Annotated in this window: 15 protein-coding genes; 6 read left to right on the top strand and 9 right to left on the bottom strand. The window is 72.9% G+C overall.

From position 1 onward, the window contains the following. Positions 1–26: 26 nt before the first annotated feature. Both OG776_RS37905 and glgB read left to right on the top strand, forming a co-directional pair. Entirely contained in the window at positions 27–1,400 is a 1,374-nt protein-coding gene (locus tag OG776_RS37905) for a maltokinase N-terminal cap-like domain-containing protein (RefSeq protein WP_148011562.1), read from the top strand. A gap of 96 nt (positions 1,401–1,496) precedes the next feature. After that, positions 1,497–3,671 carry a 1,4-alpha-glucan branching enzyme gene (gene glgB / locus OG776_RS37900; RefSeq protein WP_329326648.1) on the top strand — a complete coding sequence of 725 codons (2,175 nt, stop codon included), beginning with the start codon at positions 1,497–1,499 and terminating at the stop codon, positions 3,669–3,671. 92 nt (positions 3,672–3,763) lie between these two features. Here glgB and OG776_RS37895 read toward each other — a convergent pair whose 3' ends face one another. The 4 genes from OG776_RS37895 to OG776_RS37880 form a co-directional block, all read right to left on the bottom strand. Next, positions 3,764–5,188 carry a M1 family metallopeptidase gene (locus OG776_RS37895; RefSeq protein WP_329323339.1) on the bottom strand — a complete coding sequence of 475 codons (1,425 nt, stop codon included), beginning with the start codon at positions 5,186–5,188 and terminating at the stop codon, positions 3,764–3,766. Positions 5,189–5,316: 128 nt separating this feature from the next. Continuing rightward, complete coding sequence (locus OG776_RS37890) at positions 5,317–6,177, bottom strand: ABC transporter permease (RefSeq protein WP_148011935.1); 861 nt, start codon at positions 6,175–6,177, stop codon at positions 5,317–5,319. After that, a complete protein-coding gene (locus OG776_RS37885; RefSeq protein WP_261994810.1) occupies positions 6,137–7,144 on the bottom strand; it encodes an ABC transporter ATP-binding protein in 1,008 nt (335 codons plus the stop codon). The genes OG776_RS37890 and OG776_RS37885 overlap by 41 nt, the downstream gene beginning before the upstream one ends. Next, on the bottom strand, positions 7,141–7,596 hold the full coding sequence (locus OG776_RS37880; RefSeq protein WP_148011934.1) for a MarR family winged helix-turn-helix transcriptional regulator: 456 nt from the start codon (positions 7,594–7,596) through the stop codon (positions 7,141–7,143). The genes OG776_RS37885 and OG776_RS37880 overlap by 4 nt, the downstream gene beginning before the upstream one ends. Positions 7,597–7,798: 202 nt before the next feature. Between OG776_RS37880 and OG776_RS37875 the strand changes: the two genes are divergently transcribed. Further along, a complete protein-coding gene (locus tag OG776_RS37875; RefSeq protein ID WP_261994809.1) occupies positions 7,799–8,704 on the top strand; it encodes a Gfo/Idh/MocA family protein in 906 nt (301 codons plus the stop codon). Between the two features lie 214 nt (positions 8,705–8,918). Here the strand turns inward: OG776_RS37875 and OG776_RS37870 are convergent, their stop codons facing one another. Continuing rightward, complete coding sequence (locus tag OG776_RS37870) at positions 8,919–10,271, bottom strand: MFS transporter (RefSeq protein ID WP_148011933.1); 1,353 nt, start codon at positions 10,269–10,271, stop codon at positions 8,919–8,921. 115 nt (positions 10,272–10,386) lie between these two features. After that, positions 10,387–10,998: a LysE/ArgO family amino acid transporter gene (locus OG776_RS37865; protein WP_148011932.1), complete on the bottom strand. Its 612-nt coding sequence runs from the start codon at positions 10,996–10,998 to the stop codon at positions 10,387–10,389. 80 nt (positions 10,999–11,078) lie between these two features. Between OG776_RS37865 and OG776_RS37860 the strand changes: the two genes are divergently transcribed. Beyond that, positions 11,079–12,041 (top strand): LysR family transcriptional regulator ArgP, encoded by a 963-nt coding sequence (locus OG776_RS37860; protein WP_148011931.1) that lies wholly within the window; start codon positions 11,079–11,081, stop codon positions 12,039–12,041. A 436-nt stretch (positions 12,042–12,477) separates the two neighbouring features. After that, positions 12,478–15,030: a SpoIIE family protein phosphatase gene (locus tag OG776_RS37855; protein WP_148011930.1), complete on the top strand. Its 2,553-nt coding sequence runs from the start codon at positions 12,478–12,480 to the stop codon at positions 15,028–15,030. A gap of 82 nt (positions 15,031–15,112) precedes the next feature. Here the strand turns inward: OG776_RS37855 and OG776_RS37850 are convergent, their stop codons facing one another. Further along, entirely contained in the window at positions 15,113–16,099 is a 987-nt protein-coding gene (locus OG776_RS37850) for an aldo/keto reductase (RefSeq protein WP_148011929.1), read from the bottom strand. Between the two features lie 227 nt (positions 16,100–16,326). On the opposite strand from OG776_RS37850, the gene OG776_RS37845 reads away from it, so the two are divergent. Continuing rightward, entirely contained in the window at positions 16,327–16,680 is a 354-nt protein-coding gene (locus tag OG776_RS37845) for a hypothetical protein (protein WP_148011928.1), read from the top strand. A gap of 77 nt (positions 16,681–16,757) precedes the next feature. Here OG776_RS37845 and OG776_RS37840 read toward each other — a convergent pair whose 3' ends face one another. Beyond that, a complete protein-coding gene (locus OG776_RS37840) occupies positions 16,758–17,630 on the bottom strand; it encodes a universal stress protein (RefSeq protein ID WP_148011927.1) in 873 nt (290 codons plus the stop codon). A gap of 260 nt (positions 17,631–17,890) precedes the next feature. Beyond that, complete coding sequence (locus OG776_RS37835; RefSeq protein WP_148011926.1) at positions 17,891–18,931, bottom strand: LacI family DNA-binding transcriptional regulator; 1,041 nt, start codon at positions 18,929–18,931, stop codon at positions 17,891–17,893. Positions 18,932–18,972 lie beyond the last annotated feature (41 nt).

The raw sequence follows: 18,972 nt of genomic DNA, 5'->3' as shown, positions 1-18,972 counted from the left end.
CCTGCCTCTGAAAGGACGTGTTCGCCATGCCGACGACCGCGTTGCACCGTCCGGGCCGCCACACACCCCACGCGCTGCTCACCTCTCTCGGTGATCTGCTGCGGGAATGGCTGCCGCGGCAACGCTGGTTCGCGGGCAAGGGACGCCCGGTCACCGGCCTGAGCGTGGTGTCGTCGACCGAGCTGTACCCCGGCTGCCTGCATCTCCTGGTACGTACCGAACATCCGGGCCGGACCACGCACGGCGGGTCCGGCACCCCTCCGCCCGAGGACTGCTATCAACTCCTCCTCGGCGCGCGGAAGGTCCTGCCCCCGCGGCTCTCCCATGCCCTCATCGGTCGCGCGAGCGCCGGTCCACTGGCCGATCTGAGCGTCTACGACGCGCTCCACGACCCGCGGGCCACGGGGCTGCTCCTGGAGCGCCTGCGCACCCCCGGGTCGGCGGGCCCGCTGATCTTCGAGCGCGACGCGCGTGTGACGGTCCCCGCGGGTCTCGCTCCCCGGCTGCTCGACGCCGAACAGTCGAACTCCTCACTCGTGTACGGGGACTCCTTCATCCTGAAGTTCTTCCGGCGCGTCCAGCCCGGCATCAACCCGGACCTGGAACTGCCGTGGGCGCTGGCCCGGCAGGGCTGCACCCGGGTGCCCGCCCCCGCGGCGTGGTTCGGCACCTCACATCCGCGGGAGGCGACGCTCGGAGTGCTCCAGCCCTTCCTGTCGGGAGCCGCGGACGGCTGGACGCTGGCGCTGCGGTCACTCTCCTCGGAACGGGAGTTCACCGAGGAGGCGTACGAACTGGGCCGGGCCACCGCCGAGGTGCATCTGGCGCTCGCGACGGCCTTCCCCGTCGACACACCCAGCCCGCTCCAGAACGACCGGCTCGCCGCCGCGATGAGCGAGCGCCTCGAAGCCACCGCCCGCGCGGTACCCGGACTCGAGCCGTTCGTACCGGGGTTGCGCTCCGCCTTCGACGCGCTCGCCTCGCTCGACGCGGCGGCCAGACCGGCGCAGCGCATCCACGGCGACCTCCACCTCGGGCAGGTGCTCAGGGCAGGCCGCCAGTGGTCCGTCATCGACTTCGAGGGCGAGCCCGCCCGTCCGGTGCCCGAGCGCCGGCGACCGCAGTCACCCGTCCGCGATGTCGCGGGGATGCTGCGCTCCTTCGACTACGCCGCGCGCTCCCGCCGCCCCTGGCGCCCGGAGTGGGCGCTCCGCTGCCGGGAGGCGTACGGCTCCGGGTACGCGGCGGCCGCCGGTTGGGATCCGCACGACGAGCCCGAGCTGCTGCGCGCCTATGAGACCGACCGGGCCGTGTACGAGGTGCTGTACGAGGCGCGGCACCGGCCCGACTGGCTGCCCGTGCCGATGGCGGCGGTGGCCCGGCTCGCCGAAGGCCTCTGACGAGGAAACCCCGTTCCCTGTTCCGTGTTCGCTCTCGAGGAGGATGAAGCCGTGGCCGTTCCCACCACCGTTGTCGGCGCCGGGCCGGTGGCCCCGATGGACGCGGCGGACCGCGCGCGCCTGCTGTCGGGCTCCCACCACGACCCGCACTCCCTGCTCGGCGCCCATGAGGTGCCGGGGGGCGTGGTGTTCCGGGTGCTGCGTCCCTACGCCCAGTCCGTGGCCGTGGTCGTCGACGGACGGCGTGCCACGCTGACGGACCTCGGCGACGGCCTGTTCACCGCCGTGCTGCCCCTCGACGCGATCCCCGACTACGTCCTGTCGGTGACGTACGCGGGTCGTGAGTCCGAGCTGCAGGACCCCTACCGGTTCCTGCCCGCGCTGGGAGAGACGGACCTGCATCTGATCGGTGAGGGGCGTCACGAGGAACTCTGGCGAGCGCTGGGCGCCCACCTCATGACCCATCAGGGCGTGACGGGCACCCGCTTCACCGTCTGGGCGCCGAACGCGCGGGGCGTCAGGGTCTGCGGACCGTTCTCGCACTGGGACGGCACGGCGTTTCCGATGCGCTCGCTCGGCGCCACGGGCGTCTGGGAGCTCTTCGTGCCCGGCATCGGCGAGGGCGAGCTCTACAAGTTCGAGATCACCCGCCCCGACGGCACCCGCACCGTGCGCGCCGACCCCATGGCCCGGCGCACCGAGGTGCCCCCCGCGACCGCCTCGATCGTGACCGGGTCCTCCCACGTGTGGCGGGACGACGAGTGGATGGAACAGCGCGGCGAACAGCCCGTGCACGAGGCGCCGTTCTCGGTCTACGAGGTGCATCTCGCGTCCTGGCGACCGGGCCTGACGTATCGTCAACTCGCTCAGCAGCTCCCCGCCTACGTCGCCGACCTCGGCTTCACCCACGTCGAACTCATGCCCGTCGCCGAACACCCCTTCGGCGGCTCCTGGGGCTACCAGGTCACCGGCTTCTACGCCCCCACCGCCCGCCTCGGCACCCCCGACGACTTCAAACACCTCGTCGACGCCCTCCACCAGGCCGGCATCGGCGTCCTCATGGACTGGGTCCCCGCCCACTTCCCCCGCGACGAATGGGCCCTCGCCGCCTTCGACGGACGCCCCCTCTACGAACACGCCGACCCCCAGCGCGCCGCCCACCCCGACTGGGGCACCCTCGAATTCGACTACGGCCGCCGCGAGGTCCGCAACTTCCTCGTCGCCAACGCCGTCTACTGGTGCCAGGAATTCCACATCGACGGACTCCGCGTCGACGCCGTCGCCTCCATGCTCTACCTCGACTACTCCCGCGAACCCGGCCGATGGACCCCCAACGAACACGGCGGCCGGGAGAACCTCGACGCCGTCGCCTTCCTCCAGGAGATGAACGCCACCGTCTACCGCCGCAACCCCGGCATCGTCACCATCGCCGAGGAATCCACCGCCTGGGACGGCGTCACCCGCGCCACCCACCACTCCGGCCCCGGCGGCTTCGGCGGACTCGGCTTCGGACTGAAGTGGAACATGGGGTGGATGCACGACTCACTGGACTACGTCCAGCACGAGCCGGTCCACCGCAAGTACCACCACCACGAGATGACGTTCTCGATGGTCTACGCCTACAGCGAGAACTACGTCCTGCCCATCTCCCACGACGAGGTCGTCCACGGCAAGAAGTCCCTCGTCTCGAAGATGCCCGGCGACTGGTGGCAGCAACGCGCCACCACCCGCGCCTACCTCGGCTTCATGTGGGCCCACCCCGGCAAACAACTCCTCTTCATGGGACAGGAGTTCGCCCAGGGCGCCGAATGGTCCGAGACCCACGGACCGGACTGGTGGCTCCTCGACCCCGCCTACCCGGCCGAGGCCGACCACCGGGGCGTCCGGGACCTGGTCCGCGACCTCAACGCCGTCTACCGGGGGACACCGGCGCTCTGGCAGCGGGACACCGACCCGTCCGGCTTCCAGTGGGTGGTCGGCGACGCGGCCGAGGACAACGTGTTCGCGTTCCTGCGGCACGACGCCGCGGGCGAACCCCTTCTCGCCGTCAGCAACTTCTCCCCGGTCGTCCGCCACGGTTACCGGCTCGGTGTGCCCGACTCCGTCCCCGGCTGGCGCGAGACCCTCAACACCGACAGCGCCCGGTACGGCGGCAGCGACGTCACCCACCCGGACGTCGTGAAGACCGAGTCCCGTTCCGCCCACGGCCGGCCGGCGAGCATCCGGCTCACGCTTCCCCCGCTCGCCACCCTCTGGCTCCGCCCCGCCTGATCCGGACCGCGCCCCTGCCCGGAGGGCACGCCGTCGGACACCGGACGACCGGACGCGACGGGAGCCCTCCGGCGGGCGGGGGGAAGCATGGTTCAGGGAGAGGACGGCTTGCCCGCCGTACCGATCCAGGTGTGGAACAGCGGGTGGAGGTCCTTGCCGGACAGTCGCTCGGAGAGCCGGACGAAGTCGGCCGTGGTGCCGTGCCCCGCGCGGTGTTCGGTGGCCCAGGTGCGCAGGATGCGCAGGAACGTCCGGTCACCGACGGCGGTCCGCAGTTTCTGCAGGGCCATGGCGCCCCGTGAGTAGACGGGCGTGTCGAAGATGTGTGCGCCGCTGCCGGGGTCGGCCGGCGGGAAGGCCCACAGGCCGTTGCCCGCCGGCTTGGCGTACAGGGCGTCGAAGGCCTGCTGCGCCGTCCTGCCACCGTGCTGCTCGGTGTACAGCCACTCCGCGTACGTCGCGAAGCCCTCGTTGAGCCAGATGTCCTTCCAGGTGGTGAGGGCGACGGAATCCCCGAACCACTGGTGCGCGCTCTCGTGGACGAGTGTGCTCAGGTCCGGAGCCGAGTCGTACAGGGGGCGCGTCTGGGTCTCCAGGGCGTACCCGACCTGCGGGGCCCGGTCGACGACGGCCCCGGCGGCACGGAAGGGATAGGGGCCGAAGACGCCGCTCTCCCAGGCGAGGACCGACGGCAGCTTCTTCAGCACGGGTGTCGCGGCGGTCGCCTCGCGGGGGTCGACCGCGTTGTAGACCTTGAGACCGTCGGCGGTGGTGTACTGCTGGACCTGGAACTTTCCGACCGTCGCCGTGGCGAGGTAGGAGGCCATCGGTTCGGACTGCCGCCAGCGGAAGGTGGTGCGGCCGTGGCTGGTGGACCGTCCGCGCAGAACGCCGTTGGCCACGGCGGTCGTTCCCTGGGGGACGGTGATGGTGAAGTCGTACGAGGCCTTGTCCTTGGGGTGGTTGTCGGCCGGGAACCAGGTCATGGCGCCCTGTGGCTCGCCGGCCACGAACGCGCCGTCGTCGGTGGGGATCCAGCCGTCCGGTGAGCCGTCCGGGTCGGTGACCGGCCCGGGGGTGCCCGCGTAGGTGACGGTGACCTGGAACTCCTGGTTCCTGCGCAGGGAGTGACGGGGCGTCACGACCAGTTCCTGTCCCGTACGACGATAGGACGCCTTGACGTGGTCGACGGCGACACCGGTGACCTTCAGCCCCCAGAGGTCGAGGTCGAAGCGGGTGAGCCGCTCGGTGGCCCGGGCGGTGACGACCGCGGTGCCGTCGAGGTGGCGGCTGCCCGGGTCGTAACCGAGGGTCAGGCCGTAGTGCGTGACGTCGTATCCGCCGTTGCCCGCCAGCGGGAAGTACGGGTCTCCCGCCCCGGACGCGCCCACGGGACCGGCCGCCGCCGGGCCGGCCGCGACGAGAAGGGCGGCGACGGCGGCCGGGACCGCGGCGACGACGGCCTCCCGGCGAAGGACGCTGCCGCGTCTGGTGACCTGCTGCGGGCGTGACGTCACGTTGACTCCTCCTGGGCGGACAGTGATCACTGACGCACAGCCTAGGAGCCCGCACGGCCGGAAACCCTCTGCATCAGGTCAAGTTACCCGGCGTGGCCGACCGGCAGGAGGTACCGGTTCCCTGGCGGTCAGCGGGCCAGCCGGCCCAGCAGCGACGAGGCGGACAGGATGCCGAGGGCGGCGGCCACGACCAGCACGCCGTAGTCCAGGGCCAGATGCGCGTGGGTGCCGAGCAGCAGGCCCCGCAACGCGTCCACCTGGTAGCTCAGGGGGTTGATCTTGCTGACGGTCTGCAGCCAGCCGGGCATGACGGCCACCGGGTAGAGGGCGTTGGAGCCGAAGAACAGCGGCATCGTGATGGCCTGGCCGATCCCCATCAGCCGGTCCCGGGTGAGCACGATACCCGCGATGGTCATCGAGAGGCAGGAGAAGAAGGCGGAGCCGAGGACGACGGCGACCGCGACGCCGAGCAGCTTGAGCGGGTTCCAGGTCAGCGCGACCCCGAGCAGCGCCGCGATGACCACGACCACGAGCGCCTGGATGAGCGCTTTCAGCCCGGCGGCGAAGGCCTTGCCCGTGATGAGCGCCGAGCGGGGGGTCGGGGTGACGAGCAGTTTGGTGAGGATCCCCGCGTCCCGCTCCCAGATGATCATGATGCCGTAGAAGATCGCGATGAACATCGCGGACTGGGCGATGATGCCGGGCGCGAGGTAGTCGAGGTAGGGGATGCCGCCGGTGGGGATCGCCTTGATCCGGGTGAAGGTCTCGCCGAAGATCAGCAGCCACAGCGCGGGTTGCACCGCCCGGGTGTACAGCTCGGTGCGGTCGTGGCGGAGTTTCTGCAGCTCGACCGCGCACATCGCGCCGACCCGGGCGGGCAGCACCCGCCAGCCGGTGCGGGCCCGCGGTGGGACCACGAGCAGGTCGAGGCCGCCCGGGTGAACGCGGTCAGCCGACCCGGGACGCGGTACGGCGGGTGCTTCGGACATCGCTGAAGTCTCCTGACTTGTCGTCGAGCCCGCTGCCGGCGATGTCCCGGAAGACGTCCTCCAGCGTGGGCCGTTCACCGTCCCCGGCGCCGCGCCGCTCGGCGAGGCCCGTCCTCAGTTCGTCGGGGGTGCCGAGGGCGCGGACGCGGCCGCGGTGCATCAGCGCGACCCGGTCGCAGTACTGGTCGGCCTCGTCCATGTAGTGGGTCGTCACGAGGACGGTCATCCCGGTGGCGGCGCGGACGGCGTTGATGTGCTCCCACACGCTCGTCCGGGCGATCGGGTCGAGGCCGATGGTGGGCTCGTCGAGGATCAGCAGCCGGGGCGCGCTGACCAGCGCCTGGGCGAGTTCGAGACGGCGGACCATGCCTCCCGAGTACGTCTTGGCGAGCCGGTCGGCCGCGTCGACGAGGTCGACCGCGGCGAGCGCCTGGCCGACGCGTGCCGCGCGTTCCCGCCGCGAGACGTCGAAGACGCGGGCGAACAGTTCCACGTTCTCCCGGCCGGTGAGTCCGGAGTCGGCGGAGAGCTGCTGCGGTACGTAACCCAACAGGCGGCGTACGGCCATGCGTTCGCGGGCGGCGTCGTGCCCGAAGACACGGACCCTACCGGCCGGGACCGGCAGCAGCGTGGTGATGCAGCGGATCGCCGTGGTCTTCCCGGCGCCGTTGGGCCCGAGCAGTCCGAACACCTCGCCGTCACGGACGGCGAGGTCGAGTCCGTCGACCGCGGTCGTGTCACCGAAGGTGTAGGTGAGCCCCGCGCAGGCCACGGCGTCCGTGCGGGACGCGTGCGCGGCGTCCGGCCGGGAGGCGTCCGGGCTGCCTGCGCTGTCCGGGGTCTCCCTCACGACGTCCCGCGTCCCCGGGGTGGCGGACGCCACCGGGGCGGGCCCGGTGTCCGCTCCCCCGGCGTTCGTCTCTCCGCCGTTCCCGGGTTCCTTCTCTCCGGTCGTGTGGCGCGTCATGTCTCCTCGGCCTCCTCGTGCAGGTTCGCGGCCAGTCTGCGCAGGGCGGGCAGTGCGGCCTCCAGGGCCGCGCGGTCGGCTTCGTCGAGGCGGACGACCTGGTTCCGTACGAGGGCCGCCCGCCGCTGCCGCCAGTCACGCAGCCGCGCCTCCGCTGCCGGTGTGGGCATGAGCCGAGCGGCGCGCCGGTCGGCCGGGTCCGTCTCCCGGACCAGATAGCCGTCCCGCGCCAGCTGGTTGACCAGCGTCGAGACCGAATTGCCCGCCAGATAGAGCTCCTTGGCGGCCTCGGACACGCCGATTCCCGGCCGTGCCATGACCAGGCGCAGCAGGTCGACCTCGGCGCCGCGCAGCCGCGGGGCCGTCATGCCACCGCGCAGCCGTCGGCGGATCAGCCGCTGCACCCCGGCCAGGGTGTCGGCGAGCGCCTCGGGAAAGGTCTCCGGTTCCACACACCGAGAATAGCTCTGTGTCAGAGGTATTTCGGGAAAGGGCGGGTCAAGAAGGTGTGGACGAGCGGGACGGCGCCGGTCCCCGGCTCGGCCCGCGGGCGCCCCACCCTCAACTCGACGACCGTTCCCCCTGGTCGTGACGGTGTGCTCCGTGATGGAGTTTCCCCACCCGACGCCGGGCACCAGCCGAAGGAGAACCACCGTGACCGCGACAGCAACCGGCACCTCGCTTCCGTGGCCCCATGAACCGGTCAGGGTCGGTCTGGTCGGTGCCGGCCCCTGGGCCCGGGCCGTCCACGCCCGTGTCCTCGCCGCCGGGCCCGAGACGCGGCTGACGGCGGTGTGGGCGCGACGTCCCGAGGCCGCCCGCGAGACGGCGTCGCCCTACGGGGCCGACACGGTCGCCCGTTTCGAGGAGCTCCTCGACGGCTGTGAGGCGGTCGCGTTCGCGGTTCCGCCCGCCGTGCAGGCGGAGCTCGCGCCCCTGGCCGCGAAGGCGGGCAAGGCCCTGCTGCTGGAGAAGCCGCTCGGGGTGGACCTGGCGTCGGCCCGGCGGGTGGCCGACGCCGTCGCCGAGACGGGCGTCGTCTCACAGCTCGTCCTGAGCAACCGCTACCACCCGGCGACCCGGGAGTTCCTGCGCGCGGCGCGGGCGACGGAGGTCACCGGCGCCCGTTCGTGTCTGCTGCACGGAGCGTTCCTGGGCGGCGAGTTCGCCACGTCCTGGCGGCTGGAGCACGGCGCCCTGCTCGACCTGGGTCCCCATCTGCTGGACCTGCTGGACGCGGCCGTCGGCACGATCGTCCGGGTCCGCGGCACCGGTGACCCCCGCCGGTGGATCGAGCTGACCTGCGAGCACGAGAACGGGGTCGTCAGCCAGGCCTCGTTGTCGGGATCGGTGGCCCTGGAACCCGGCAGCACCCGGATCGAGCTCTTCGGGCCGCAGCCGCCGCTGGTGTTCGACACCGCCGGACGCGACGACGAGGAACTCTGGCCGGTGCTGCGCCGGGAGTTCGCGACGGCCGTACGGACGGGGGTGTCCGGCGAGCTGGACGCCCGCCGAGGGCTTCATCTGCAGGAACTGATGGACCAGGCGACACGGGGCTGACCTGGTTCCGCGCCGGGCCGATCCGGCTCGGCGCGGTGTCCACCGCGGGGCGCCTACGCGTGGTCGTGAGGCGGTGCGCCGCGCCGCGACGGTCGCCCGGAAACCGTGCCCCCCGGCGACGGTAGGCCGGCAGATCGACGGGGAGGCCGGGGATCCACGGCGGCGGACCCCGGCCGGGAGACCGCCGGCCGGGGCATCCTGGTGCACCGGCCGGTCAGGCCGTGTACCTCCGCAGTGCCGGCGTCGCGGCGGCCAGGCCCAGGGTGGCGACGACCACCAGCAGACCGCCGCCCGCGACGGCCGTGCGGGCCCCCAGGAGCGAACCGGCCGTTCCGTGCAGGACGTCGGCGAGGCGCGGGCCGCCCGCGACCACCACGGTGAACACTCCCTGCATCCGGCCGCGCATCTCGTCGGTGGCCGCCGAGAGCAGGATCGCCCCGCGGAAGACCATGGAGACCATGTCGGCGACTCCGGCGGCGGCAAGGAACGCCACGGCCACCCACAGGCTGCCGCTGAGGCCGAACCCGATGATCGCCGCGCCCCAGGCCAGGACCGCGGCGATCACCATCAGCCCGTGGCGGCGCGCGCGCGAGAACGTGCCCGACATCAGCCCGCCGACCACCGCGCCGATCGGGATCGCCGCGAACAGCAGGCCGAGGGCGAGACCCTCGCCGTAGGGCGCGAACGTCTCCGCGGCGAGCTGCGGGAACAGCGCCCTGGGCATGCCGAAGACCATGGCGATGATGTCGGCGAGGAAGGACAGCAACAGCACCTTGTGCAGGGCGATGTAGCGGAACCCTGCGACCACCTCGCGCCAGCCCGCGCGCCGGCCCACCGTGCCCGTCAGCGGCGGCAGCGAGGGCAGCCGCACGACCGCCCACACCGTGACGCACAGCGCCAGCGCGTCGATCAGATACAGCTCGCTCAGGCCGATCACCGGGATCAGGGCACCGGCGAGAAGGGGGCCCGCCACCAGGCCCGTCTGCATGACGGTCGAGCCGAGCGCGTTCGCCGCGGGAAGCTCGCCCTCGGGGACCAGCCGGGCGATCGACGCGTTACGGGCCGGCGCGTTGAGGCCGAAGAAGGCCTGCTGGAGGGCGAGCAGGACCATCAGGACCAGGACGGAGTCGAGTCCGGTGACGGCCTGTATCCAGAAAAGCAGCGAGGTGACGGCTATCCCGATGTTGGTGATCAGGAGCAGTTTGCGCCGGTCCATGCTGTCGGCGACGGCACCGCCCCAGAGCGCGAAGACCACCAGCGGCAGCAGACCGGCGAGGCTCGCGTAGCCGACCCACGCGGAGGACCCGGTGATGTCGTAGATCTGCTTGGGTACCGCGACGGCGGTGAGCTGACTGCCCACCGAGGTGACGATGGTGGACGACCAGAGCCTGCGGTACGCCGGCCGCCGCAGTGGCCGGGTGTCCATCGTCCAGCGGCGCCAGCCGACGCGTTCCGGCTGCCCGGGGCCCTCCGCCCCGGACACCTCGTCCCTGGGTGCCGGTGCGTCCTCCGTGTCGTCCGTACTGCTCTTGCTCGTGTCCACGACCGTCCTGGCTGCTCGATACATCTTTCGGTGTCAGGGTTCACTATCGCCGACGAGGAGCGAGCCGAATCCCCACGGGTACCGACCGGCAGCCGCGCACGGGACCGAGGATCCGCTCCGGCGCGCGGGGCGTACCCGGTCAGGCACCGGCGATCAGCAGGGTCCCCATGCCGATCATCGTCGCGGCGACCAGCGCGTCCAGCACCCGCCACGACGAGGGCCGGGCCAGGAAGCGGCCGAGCAGCCTGGCCCCGAAGCCGAGCGCGGCGAACCAGCACAGGCTCGCCAGCGCCGCCCCGAGTCCGAAGGTCCAGCGGAGCGCGCCGCGGTCGGCCGCGAGGGAGCCGAGCAGGAAGACGGTGTCGAGGTAGACGTGCGGGTTGAGCCAGGTCATGGCCAGGCAGGTCAGCACGGTCCGCCGCCGGGAGCCCGTGACACCGCCCGCCGCCTCCAGTGCCGAGGGACGCAGCACACGTCTGGCGGCCAGGGCGCCGTAGACCAGGAGGAATCCGCCGCCGATCAGTCCGACGACCGTGAGCGCCTCCGGCCGGGCCACGACCAGAGCGCCGACGCCGCCCACCCCGAGCGTGATGAGCGCCGCGTCGGACACCGCGCAGATGCCCACCACCGCGAACACCGCCTCGCGGCGGATGCCCTGGCGCAGCACGAAGGCGTTCTGGGCGCCGATGGCGACGATGAGCGAGAGGCCGGTGCCGAACCCGGCGGCCGCGGCGGTCAGGGCGTGGGTCATGGTCACGACGGTAGGAAGACGGTCGTCAAGAGTACAGCTAAAGATTCTTACGTATCATTAGCGTTCGTGATGCACCCGTGATGGCGGAACTCCCCCTCGACCAGGTCCGCACCCTGCTGGCGGTGGTCGACGAGGGCACCTTCGACGCGGCGGCCGCCGCCCTGCACGTGACGCCCTCGGCCGTCAGCCAGCGCGTCAAGGCGCTCGAACACCGCACCGGACGCGTCCTCCTGATGCGGACGAAACCGGTGCGCCCGACCGAGTCCGGCGAGATCGTCGTGCGGTTCGCGCGCAGACTGGCCCGCCTGGAGCGCGACGCCCGGGCCGAGCTCGGCATGAGCGAGTCCGGAGAGCCGACGCGGCTGTCGATCGCGGTGAACGCCGACTCGCTCGCCACCTGGTTCCTGCCCGCGCTCACCCGCGTACCGCGCGAACTGCGGCTCGGCTTCGAACTCCGCCGCGAGGACGAGGACCACACCGCCGCCCTGCTGCGCGAGGGGACGGTGATGGCGGCGGTGACCTCGTCGCCCGACCCGGTGGCGGGCTGTTCCGTCCGGCCGCTGGGCAGGATGCGGTACGTGGCGGCGGCCAGTCCCGGCTTCGCCGGCCACCGGCTCGGCGCACGGACGGGGAAGGCGGTGCCGGAGCACACGGGGACGGGCACCGCGGAAGCGGACACGGCCCTGCGCGAACTGCTCGCCGAGGCTCCGGTGGTGGTCTTCGACCGGAACGACGACTTCCAGGACGACTTCGCCGCGCGGCTGCTCGGCGGCCGCGGGGCGAGCCCGCTGCGGCATTCCGTGCCCACCTCGGAGGGGTTCGTCGAGGCCGTCGCCGCCGGGCTCGGCTGGGGCATGGTGCCCGAGGCGCAGGCCGGGCCGCTGCTGCGCGCCGGGCGGCTGGTCGGCCTCGCCCCGGACGTGCCCGTCGACGTCCCGCTGTACTGGCAGCAGTGGAAGCTCGACTTCCCGGCACTCGCCGTGGTCGCCGAGGCGGTGGCGTCCGCCGCCGCGGAGGCGCTGAGGCCCGCACCGGGCTCCTGACCCGTCGCGCGATGCCGTCCCGTGGCCCGGCGCGTCGCTCGCGCGACGCGGGGGACCCACCACGGCACGGGCCACCCGTGACCTACCGGGGCGCAGGCCACTCATGACCCGTCGTGGCACGGGCGGTCCGTGCCCCCTCGCGGCACGGACCGCCCGCGCCCCTCGCGTCACACGCCGTCGTGGGGGGTGGCGGAATCCCTCCGTCACACGGGGGACGCGGGCCGCATCGGCGGGGAGCCGTTCGGTGACATCCTCCCGGGTCTCCTCGCGGGGGCGCGGGCACGGTATCTTTCGCGCTGGATCGAACCAAGTACGGCTGAGTGAAACCAAGGCCAACGAAAGGCGAGCGGCGCGGGAGACGCCGAGGTGCGGGCGCGTGCCGCCGAAGCGCATTCTTGCTGTGGTCACCTGATGACAGGCGGACGAGGACGGACCGATGACTGGGAGCGCCGAGCCGGCGGACCGGGCGCTGGACGACCTGGGCGTCCTGCTCAGCGGGGCCGTGGCGGACGCGATCCGCGCGGCCCGCGCCTTCGCGGGGGGTGTGTACCTGCGCACGTCCACGCCCGGCCTGCTGCGCCTGGCCGTCCTCTCCGGTCTGCCCGACCAGTTGTTCCGGTCCTGGTGGCGGCTGCCCCTGGACCGGCCCTTCCCCGCCGCCGACTGCTACCGGCAGGGCACGGAGGTGCTGCTCGCCGACGCCACGGAGACGATGCGCCGCTACCCCCAGCTCGCGGCCGGTCTGCCCTTCCAGTTCGGCTCGCTGTACGTGCCCGTGACGGCCTCGTCGGCCTCGTCGGCCGCGTTCGGTGTCCTGACGGTGCTGCGTCCCGCCGCCTCGGACGCCACCGAGGTACTGCCGGACCGCGACCGGATGACGGCGGTGGCGGAGAGCCTCGGCGCGGCTCTGTCGGCCTGGGAGAAGGACGGCTCCGAGGTCGCCTGGGACAGTGAGCCGCTGTGCGTGCGCCCGCCCGCCGACGGTCCTACCGCACGGTGCGCCGGACGGTTCGCCTGGGATCCGGTCGGCGGCACGGTCGCCGCCGACGACGCGTTGCGGTCCCTGCTCGGAACCGGTGCGGCCGCCTTCCGCGGGACGCCGGAGGCCCTCGCCCGCGGCCTGTCCCCGGGCGACCCGCACGCCCTGCTGGCCGCGCTGCACGAGACGGCCGCCGGACACCCGCCCGTCCATCCGCTGCCCCTGCGGATGAACGGCGGCCTGTGCATGGTGCACCTGTCGGCCGGACACGGCGTGCCCGCACCGCCGTTCCGGGTCCACGGGACCATCGTCGACCCCGGCCCGGGACCGGCCGCCGCCGGTGCGGCCGACCTCCTCCCGGAGGGCGTGTTCGCGCTCGACCGGCTCGGCCTGATCACCTACGCCAACCCGCGGGCCGCCGAACTCCTCGGCGTGCCGCAGGGCGAACTCCTCGGGCGTCCGCTGTGGCAGGCCGTGCCCTGGCTCGACCAGCCGTCCTACGAGGACCATCTGCGCGGCGCGCTGCTGTCGCCGGAGCCGGTGCACTTCCAGGTCGCCCGCCCGCGCGAGGGACGCCGGACCTCCCTGGCGGGCCGCGGGGACAACTGGCTTACCCTGTCGGTGTATTCAGGCGCCCACGGTCTGACGTGCAAGCTGATCCCGATGGGACGTATCGCCGACACCGCCGGCGAGGCCGAGGCGGCGCCGCTCGACGCGGGACGACGGGCGGACGCTCCCCCCGTCCTCGGCACGTCGGTGTCGAGCGTCACCACGGCGGGGCTGTACCACCCGATCGTCCTCGCCATCGCCCTGTCCGAGGCCGTGACGGCCCGTCAGGTCTCCGAGGTGGTCATGCGCGAGCTGCTGCCCGCGTTCGGCGGACGGCGGCTCGCCATCTATCTGTTGCAGGATCGGCGGCTCTACCTGGCCTGGGAGACCGGCTTCCCGCAAGGGTTCCTGGCTCCCTTCGACGGGGTGGGGCTGGACGCCGAACTGCCCGGCGTCGAGACGCTCACCTCAGGACGTGCCCTGTTCTTCGAGTCGATGCCCCGGCTCGAATCCACCTACCCGGGCATGGCCCTGGACGCCAAGGTGGGCGCGCGGGTCTTCCTGCCGCTGATCGCCTCGGGCCGGCCGGTCGGGTCCTGCATCCTGGGCTTCGACCGGCCACGCGAGTTCAGCACCGAGGAGCGCGCGGTACTGACAGCGCTCGCCGGCCTGATCGCGCAGGCCCTGGAACGGGCGCGGCGTTACGACACCGAGGCCGCCCTCGCCCGTGGTCTGCAGGAGGCGCTGCTCCCGCACCGGCTGTCGGCGCACCCCCAGGTGGAAACCGCGGGGCGCTATCTGCCCGGTACCGAGGGCATGGACGTGGGCGGCGACTGGTACGACGTGGTGGAGGCCGGCGACGGACTGGCCCTGGTCATCGGCGACGTCCAGGGCCACGGCGTCCAGGCGGCCGCCACCATGGGTCAACTACGGAGTGCCGTACGGGCGTTCGCTCTCGGCGACCATTCTCCGGACGAGGTGATGAGCGGCACCAACCGGCTGCTCATCGACCTCGATCCCGGCCAGTTCGCCAGTTGCTGCTACATCCGGCTCGACCCGGTGACCGGCGAAGCCCGGGCCGCGCGCGCCGGGCATCCGCAGCCCCTGCTGCGCCATCCGGACGGCCGTGCCGAGGTCCTCGACCTGCCCGGTGGTGTGGTGCTCGGCGTGGACCCCGGCGCCCGCTATCCGGTGACGAACCTGCGTCTGGAACCCGGCGCGGTGCTCGCCCTCTACACGGACGGTCTGGTCGAGAAGCCCGGCACCGACATCGACGACGGCATCGAGCGGGTGCGCGCGAAGCTGTCCGGTGCGGGCACCCCGCACGCACGCCCCGGCGCCTCCTCGCTGTCCCGCGCGGCCGACCTGCTCACCGAGGAGGCGCGCCAGGCCGCCGAACGCCCTGACGACATCGCGCTGTTGCTCACGACCCGTCGGCTCCGTCTCGACCGGCGCCTCTGACGTCACCGGCGACGGAAGCGCTCCGCCGCTCCGCTCCGCCCCCGGAGGCGGCCGGGCACGGTGGCGGTTCACGTTCACCTGTTCAGTGCGCCGTGTCGAGACGCTCCCGCTGTTCCGGCGTCAGTTCCAGGTCCACGGCGGCCAGGTTCTCCTCCAGTTGCGCCACGGACGACATCCCGACGAGCGGGATCACCGGCAGGTCCGAGCCCAACTGCCAGGCGAGAACGACCTGGTTGGGGGTTGCTCCGGTCTCCCGCGCCACCGCCTGGAGCGCGGCGAGCCGGGGCGGTGTCCCCGGGTGGTCGTAGTCCGGGGGCAGCGGCTTGTCCGTACGGCCGTAGGCGCCGCGCAGCAGCGGCGAGTAGGCGACCAGGGTCAGGGCGGGCTCGGCGCGCAGATAGCCGAGGAGTTCCCCGGTCGCACCGCCGAGGCTGCCGTCCGGGAAGAGCTCGTCCGGCAGGTCGGTCCGGGGCCGTAGCAGACTGTGCTGGTACTGCAGCACCTCGTACCCGGGCAGTCCCGCGGCCGCGGCGACCACGCGGGCCCGCTCGACGCGCCAGACGGCGTGGTTGCTCGCGCCGAGCAGGCCCACGGCCCCCTCGGCCACCAGCTCGCCGAACGCCTCGACCGTCTCCCGTATGTCCACGGTCCGGTCCTCGATGTGCGCGTACAGCAGATCGATCCTCTCCAGTCCGAGCCGCTCGCGGCTGCGTTCGCAGGCCTCGCGGATCGCCTTGGCCGACAGGCCCTCCGGGTTGTCGGTGTAGCCGGTGCCGGGAGCCAGCGGCCGGGCACCGAGCTTGGTGGCGAAGACGATCTCGTCCCCGACACCCCGGCTGCGGCGCCACCGTCCGAGCAGTTCCTCACTCTGGCCGCCCTGGCTTCCGTCGACCCAGAAGGCGTAGTTGTCGGAGGTGTCGACGAAGTTCCCGCCGGCCTCGGCATAGCGGTCGAGTACGGCGAAGGAGGTCTTCTCGTCCGTGACCGAGCCGAACAGCATCGCGCCCAGCGCGAGCACGCTGACCTCACGGCGGTGGTCCGGACCGGCGCCCATGGAGCGGTACTTCATGATGGTCCCTCCCGTTCGGGCCCGGCGTCCGCGGGCCCGAACGGGAGTCTGGAACGTGAAGAGCACTTCAAGTCAAGCCCCTCCGCCTCGTCGAGCGGTCCGCCCGTCGTCTCGACCCGCGGTCAGCGAGCGAGATCCGCTCGGAAGAGGGCGTTCACGGCCGCTGTCCATCACCGCGGCGCGAACATCGAGGCCACAGCGGGGCTTCGCCCGTCTAGGCTCACGGCATGGAACAGACGGAGATCATCCTGCGCGCCATCGGCGTGCTCACCGAGACCAACGCCATGGTGCGCAGGATCGCCCAGGACGAGGACGCCGGGGCCGAATCGACCGAGACACAGCTCGGTGCGCTCGTCACCGAGGTCTTCCCCCGTGTCGAGGTACCGGCGGACGCCGGGCCCGCGGAGGCGGGGCAGGCGGTCGCGGACGCCTATCTGCCGGCCACGATCTCCCTCGTGGGCGCCTTCGCCTTCCTCTTCTCGGAACTCGCCGACCTCCACGACTCCGGGCAGACCGACATCAAGACGGCCGATCTGCTCCAGGACCTCGCGCTGCGGATGTCCAGGGCCGGGAGCGAGTAGCCGCCGACCGCCTCGCCGGTGACTCCCGTCGACAACGGGACGACCCGGCGGGGCGGCGGGCGTGCGCGCCGTGGGGCTCAGGAGTGCGGGACCACCGCCACCGGGCACGGAGCGTGGTGGATCACCGCGTGCGCGACGGAACCGATCCGTGCGCCCAGCGCCGAGCGGTGCGCGCGCCGTCCGACCACGATCAGCTGGGCGCGGCCGGTCTGCGCCAGGAGCACCTGGCCTGCACTCCCCATCTCGACGTGCGGGGTGACGGGCACGCCGGGGAACCGTTCGCGCCAGGGCCGCAGCGCGTCGGCGAGCGCCTTCGTCTCGTACGGTTCGAGACCGCCGGCCTCGTCGAGCAGTTTCAGCGAACCGGGGCTGTACGCGAACACCGGCGGCAGGCTCCAGGCTCGTACCGCCCGTACCCCGGCGCCCCGGGCCGCCGCCGTCTCGAACGCGAACTCCAGGGCCGCCGCACTGTCGTCGGGCTCGCCCTGCTGACCGACGACGATGTCCCGGCCCGTCGCCTCGGGCGCGGCCCGGTCGTCGGCGCGCACCAGCACGACCGGGCAGCCGGCCTCGGCGATCACCTGCTGTCCGACCGAACCGAGCAGGAATCCCACGAACGCGCCGTGGCCGCGCGAACCGAGCACCAGCGCGCGGGCACCGGCCGCCTCGGCGACCAGGGCGTCCACGGCCGGACCCTCCACCGCCTTCTCCGTGACCGACAGGTCCGGGTGCGTGGCGGTGACCGTACCGGCGATGTCGTGGACCATCTCCCGGGCCCAGCGGGCGTGATCGTCCCGGTCGGCGCCGTCGAGCACGCCGTGGGGCGGCCAGTGCCACGCGGACATCACGCGCAGGGGCGCGCCGCGGCGGACGGCCTCCCTGCCCGCCCACGCCGCCGCGGCCCTGCTCTCGGGTGTTCCGTCCACGCCCACGGTGATCGGGTGGGTCATGCGCCTGCCTTCCCGCCGCCGGCCGGTCGCCCCGCCGGCTCGCTCCGCAACCTGACCGCCCCAGTGTCCGTCATCCGGCCGACGACCCCGGCACGGGACGCCCCGGAGCGGCACCGGCACGACAGCGGTGCCGGAACACGCCTTCCCCCGGCTTAGGGGCCGTCCCTCGCCGGCCGCCACCGTCCCGTGCGCGCCGCCCGTCCCGTCCCGTGCGCGCCGTACGCACGGTCCCGCGCCGTACGACCCGTCGAGCGGGGCGGCTACGCGGACTCCCTCACCACGAGTTCCGGATCGAAGATCACCGAGGTGGGTTCGGTGCGCACGCCCCGGATGTGCTCGTCGAGGAGGGCCGCCATCGTCGAGGCCATCTCCTCGACCGGCTGACGCACGGTGGTCAGCGCCGGCCGGCAGGTCGCCGCCACGCTGGAGTCGTCGAAACCGACCACCGCGACGTCGTCCGGCACCCGTCTGCCCTGCTCCCGCAGTACCTGGCAGGCGCCCTGGGCCATCAGGTCGTTGGCGGCGAACACCCCGTCCACGTCCGGGTGTTCGGCCAGCAGCCCGGACATGGCGGCCATACCGCTGTCCAGGGTGAAGCCGCCCTCGGCGACCGGTACGAACGGATGCCCGCTGCGTGCCATCGTGTCGCGGAACCCGGCGAGCCGGTCCTGGCTCGCGCCCACCCGCAGCGGTCCCGTGACGGTGACGATCCGCCGGCAGCCCCGTCTCAGCAGATGCTCGGCGGCCTGGCGGGCCCCGTCCCGGTGCGCGAGGTCGACGTAGCTCAGCGGGACGGGCCGTGACGGCCGGGCGAAGAGGACGGCGGGCACACCCGCGTCGGCGAGCAGCGCGGGCATCGGGTCGTCGGCGTGCGTGGAGACGACGAGGGCGCCGTCCGCGCTGCCCTGCCGGAGATCCGCCAGGACCTGCTGTCTGGCCTCGGCGGATTCGGCGAACATCAGCAGCGGATGCATCGAGCGGGGCCGAAGATGGCCCACCACGCCGGCGACGACCCGTCCGAAGAACGGATCGGCGAACACCCGTGCGGTGAAGGCGTTCTGCTCGCCCTCCGAGGTGTCGCCCGCGCCGGAGACGATCAGCGCGACCGTCTGGGTCCGCCGGGTGACCAGTGATCTGGCGGCCCGGTTGGGCGCATATCCCGTCCGCTCGACCGCCTGGCGCACCACTTCCTGAATGCCGGGGTCGACGTTGCGGACGCCGTTGATGACCCGGGAAACCGTCGCGCGGGAGACACCGGCCTCCCGCGCGACATCCTCCAGCGTGGGGGCCTGTCTGCTCATGCCCCGCACCTTAACCGCCGCGTGCAGCGGCGGGATAGAGC

The sequence above is a fragment of the Streptomyces sp. NBC_01689 genome (assembly GCF_036250675.1).
In the GTDB taxonomy this organism is placed as follows: Bacteria; Actinomycetota; Actinomycetes; order Streptomycetales; family Streptomycetaceae; genus Streptomyces.
The sequence above is the reverse complement of the archived record's forward strand: the minus strand, read 5'-3'. Positions and strand labels throughout refer to the sequence as shown.

What these genes read in the sequence shown, in the direction of transcription:
- glgB (WP_329326648.1), top strand. Translation starts at nt 1,497, where the DNA reads ATGGACGCGGCGGACCGCGCGCGCCTGCTGTCGGGCTCCCACCACGAC.
- OG776_RS37890 (WP_148011935.1), bottom strand. Translation starts at nt 6,177, where the DNA reads ATGTCCGAAGCACCCGCCGTACCGCGTCCCGGGTCGGCTGACCGCGTT.
- OG776_RS37855 (WP_148011930.1), top strand. Translation starts at nt 12,478, where the DNA reads ATGACTGGGAGCGCCGAGCCGGCGGACCGGGCGCTGGACGACCTGGGC.
- OG776_RS37905 (WP_148011562.1), top strand. Translation starts at nt 27, where the DNA reads ATGCCGACGACCGCGTTGCACCGTCCGGGCCGCCACACACCCCACGCG.
- OG776_RS37850 (WP_148011929.1), bottom strand. Translation starts at nt 16,099, where the DNA reads ATGAAGTACCGCTCCATGGGCGCCGGTCCGGACCACCGCCGTGAGGTC.
- OG776_RS37885 (WP_261994810.1), bottom strand. Translation starts at nt 7,144, where the DNA reads ATGACGCGCCACACGACCGGAGAGAAGGAACCCGGGAACGGCGGAGAG.
- OG776_RS37835 (WP_148011926.1), bottom strand. Translation starts at nt 18,931, where the DNA reads ATGAGCAGACAGGCCCCCACGCTGGAGGATGTCGCGCGGGAGGCCGGT.
- OG776_RS37865 (WP_148011932.1), bottom strand. Translation starts at nt 10,998, where the DNA reads ATGACCCACGCCCTGACCGCCGCGGCCGCCGGGTTCGGCACCGGCCTC.
- OG776_RS37840 (WP_148011927.1), bottom strand. Translation starts at nt 17,630, where the DNA reads ATGACCCACCCGATCACCGTGGGCGTGGACGGAACACCCGAGAGCAGG.
- OG776_RS37860 (WP_148011931.1), top strand. Translation starts at nt 11,079, where the DNA reads ATGGCGGAACTCCCCCTCGACCAGGTCCGCACCCTGCTGGCGGTGGTC.
- OG776_RS37845 (WP_148011928.1), top strand. Translation starts at nt 16,327, where the DNA reads ATGGAACAGACGGAGATCATCCTGCGCGCCATCGGCGTGCTCACCGAG.
- OG776_RS37870 (WP_148011933.1), bottom strand. Translation starts at nt 10,271, where the DNA reads ATGTATCGAGCAGCCAGGACGGTCGTGGACACGAGCAAGAGCAGTACG.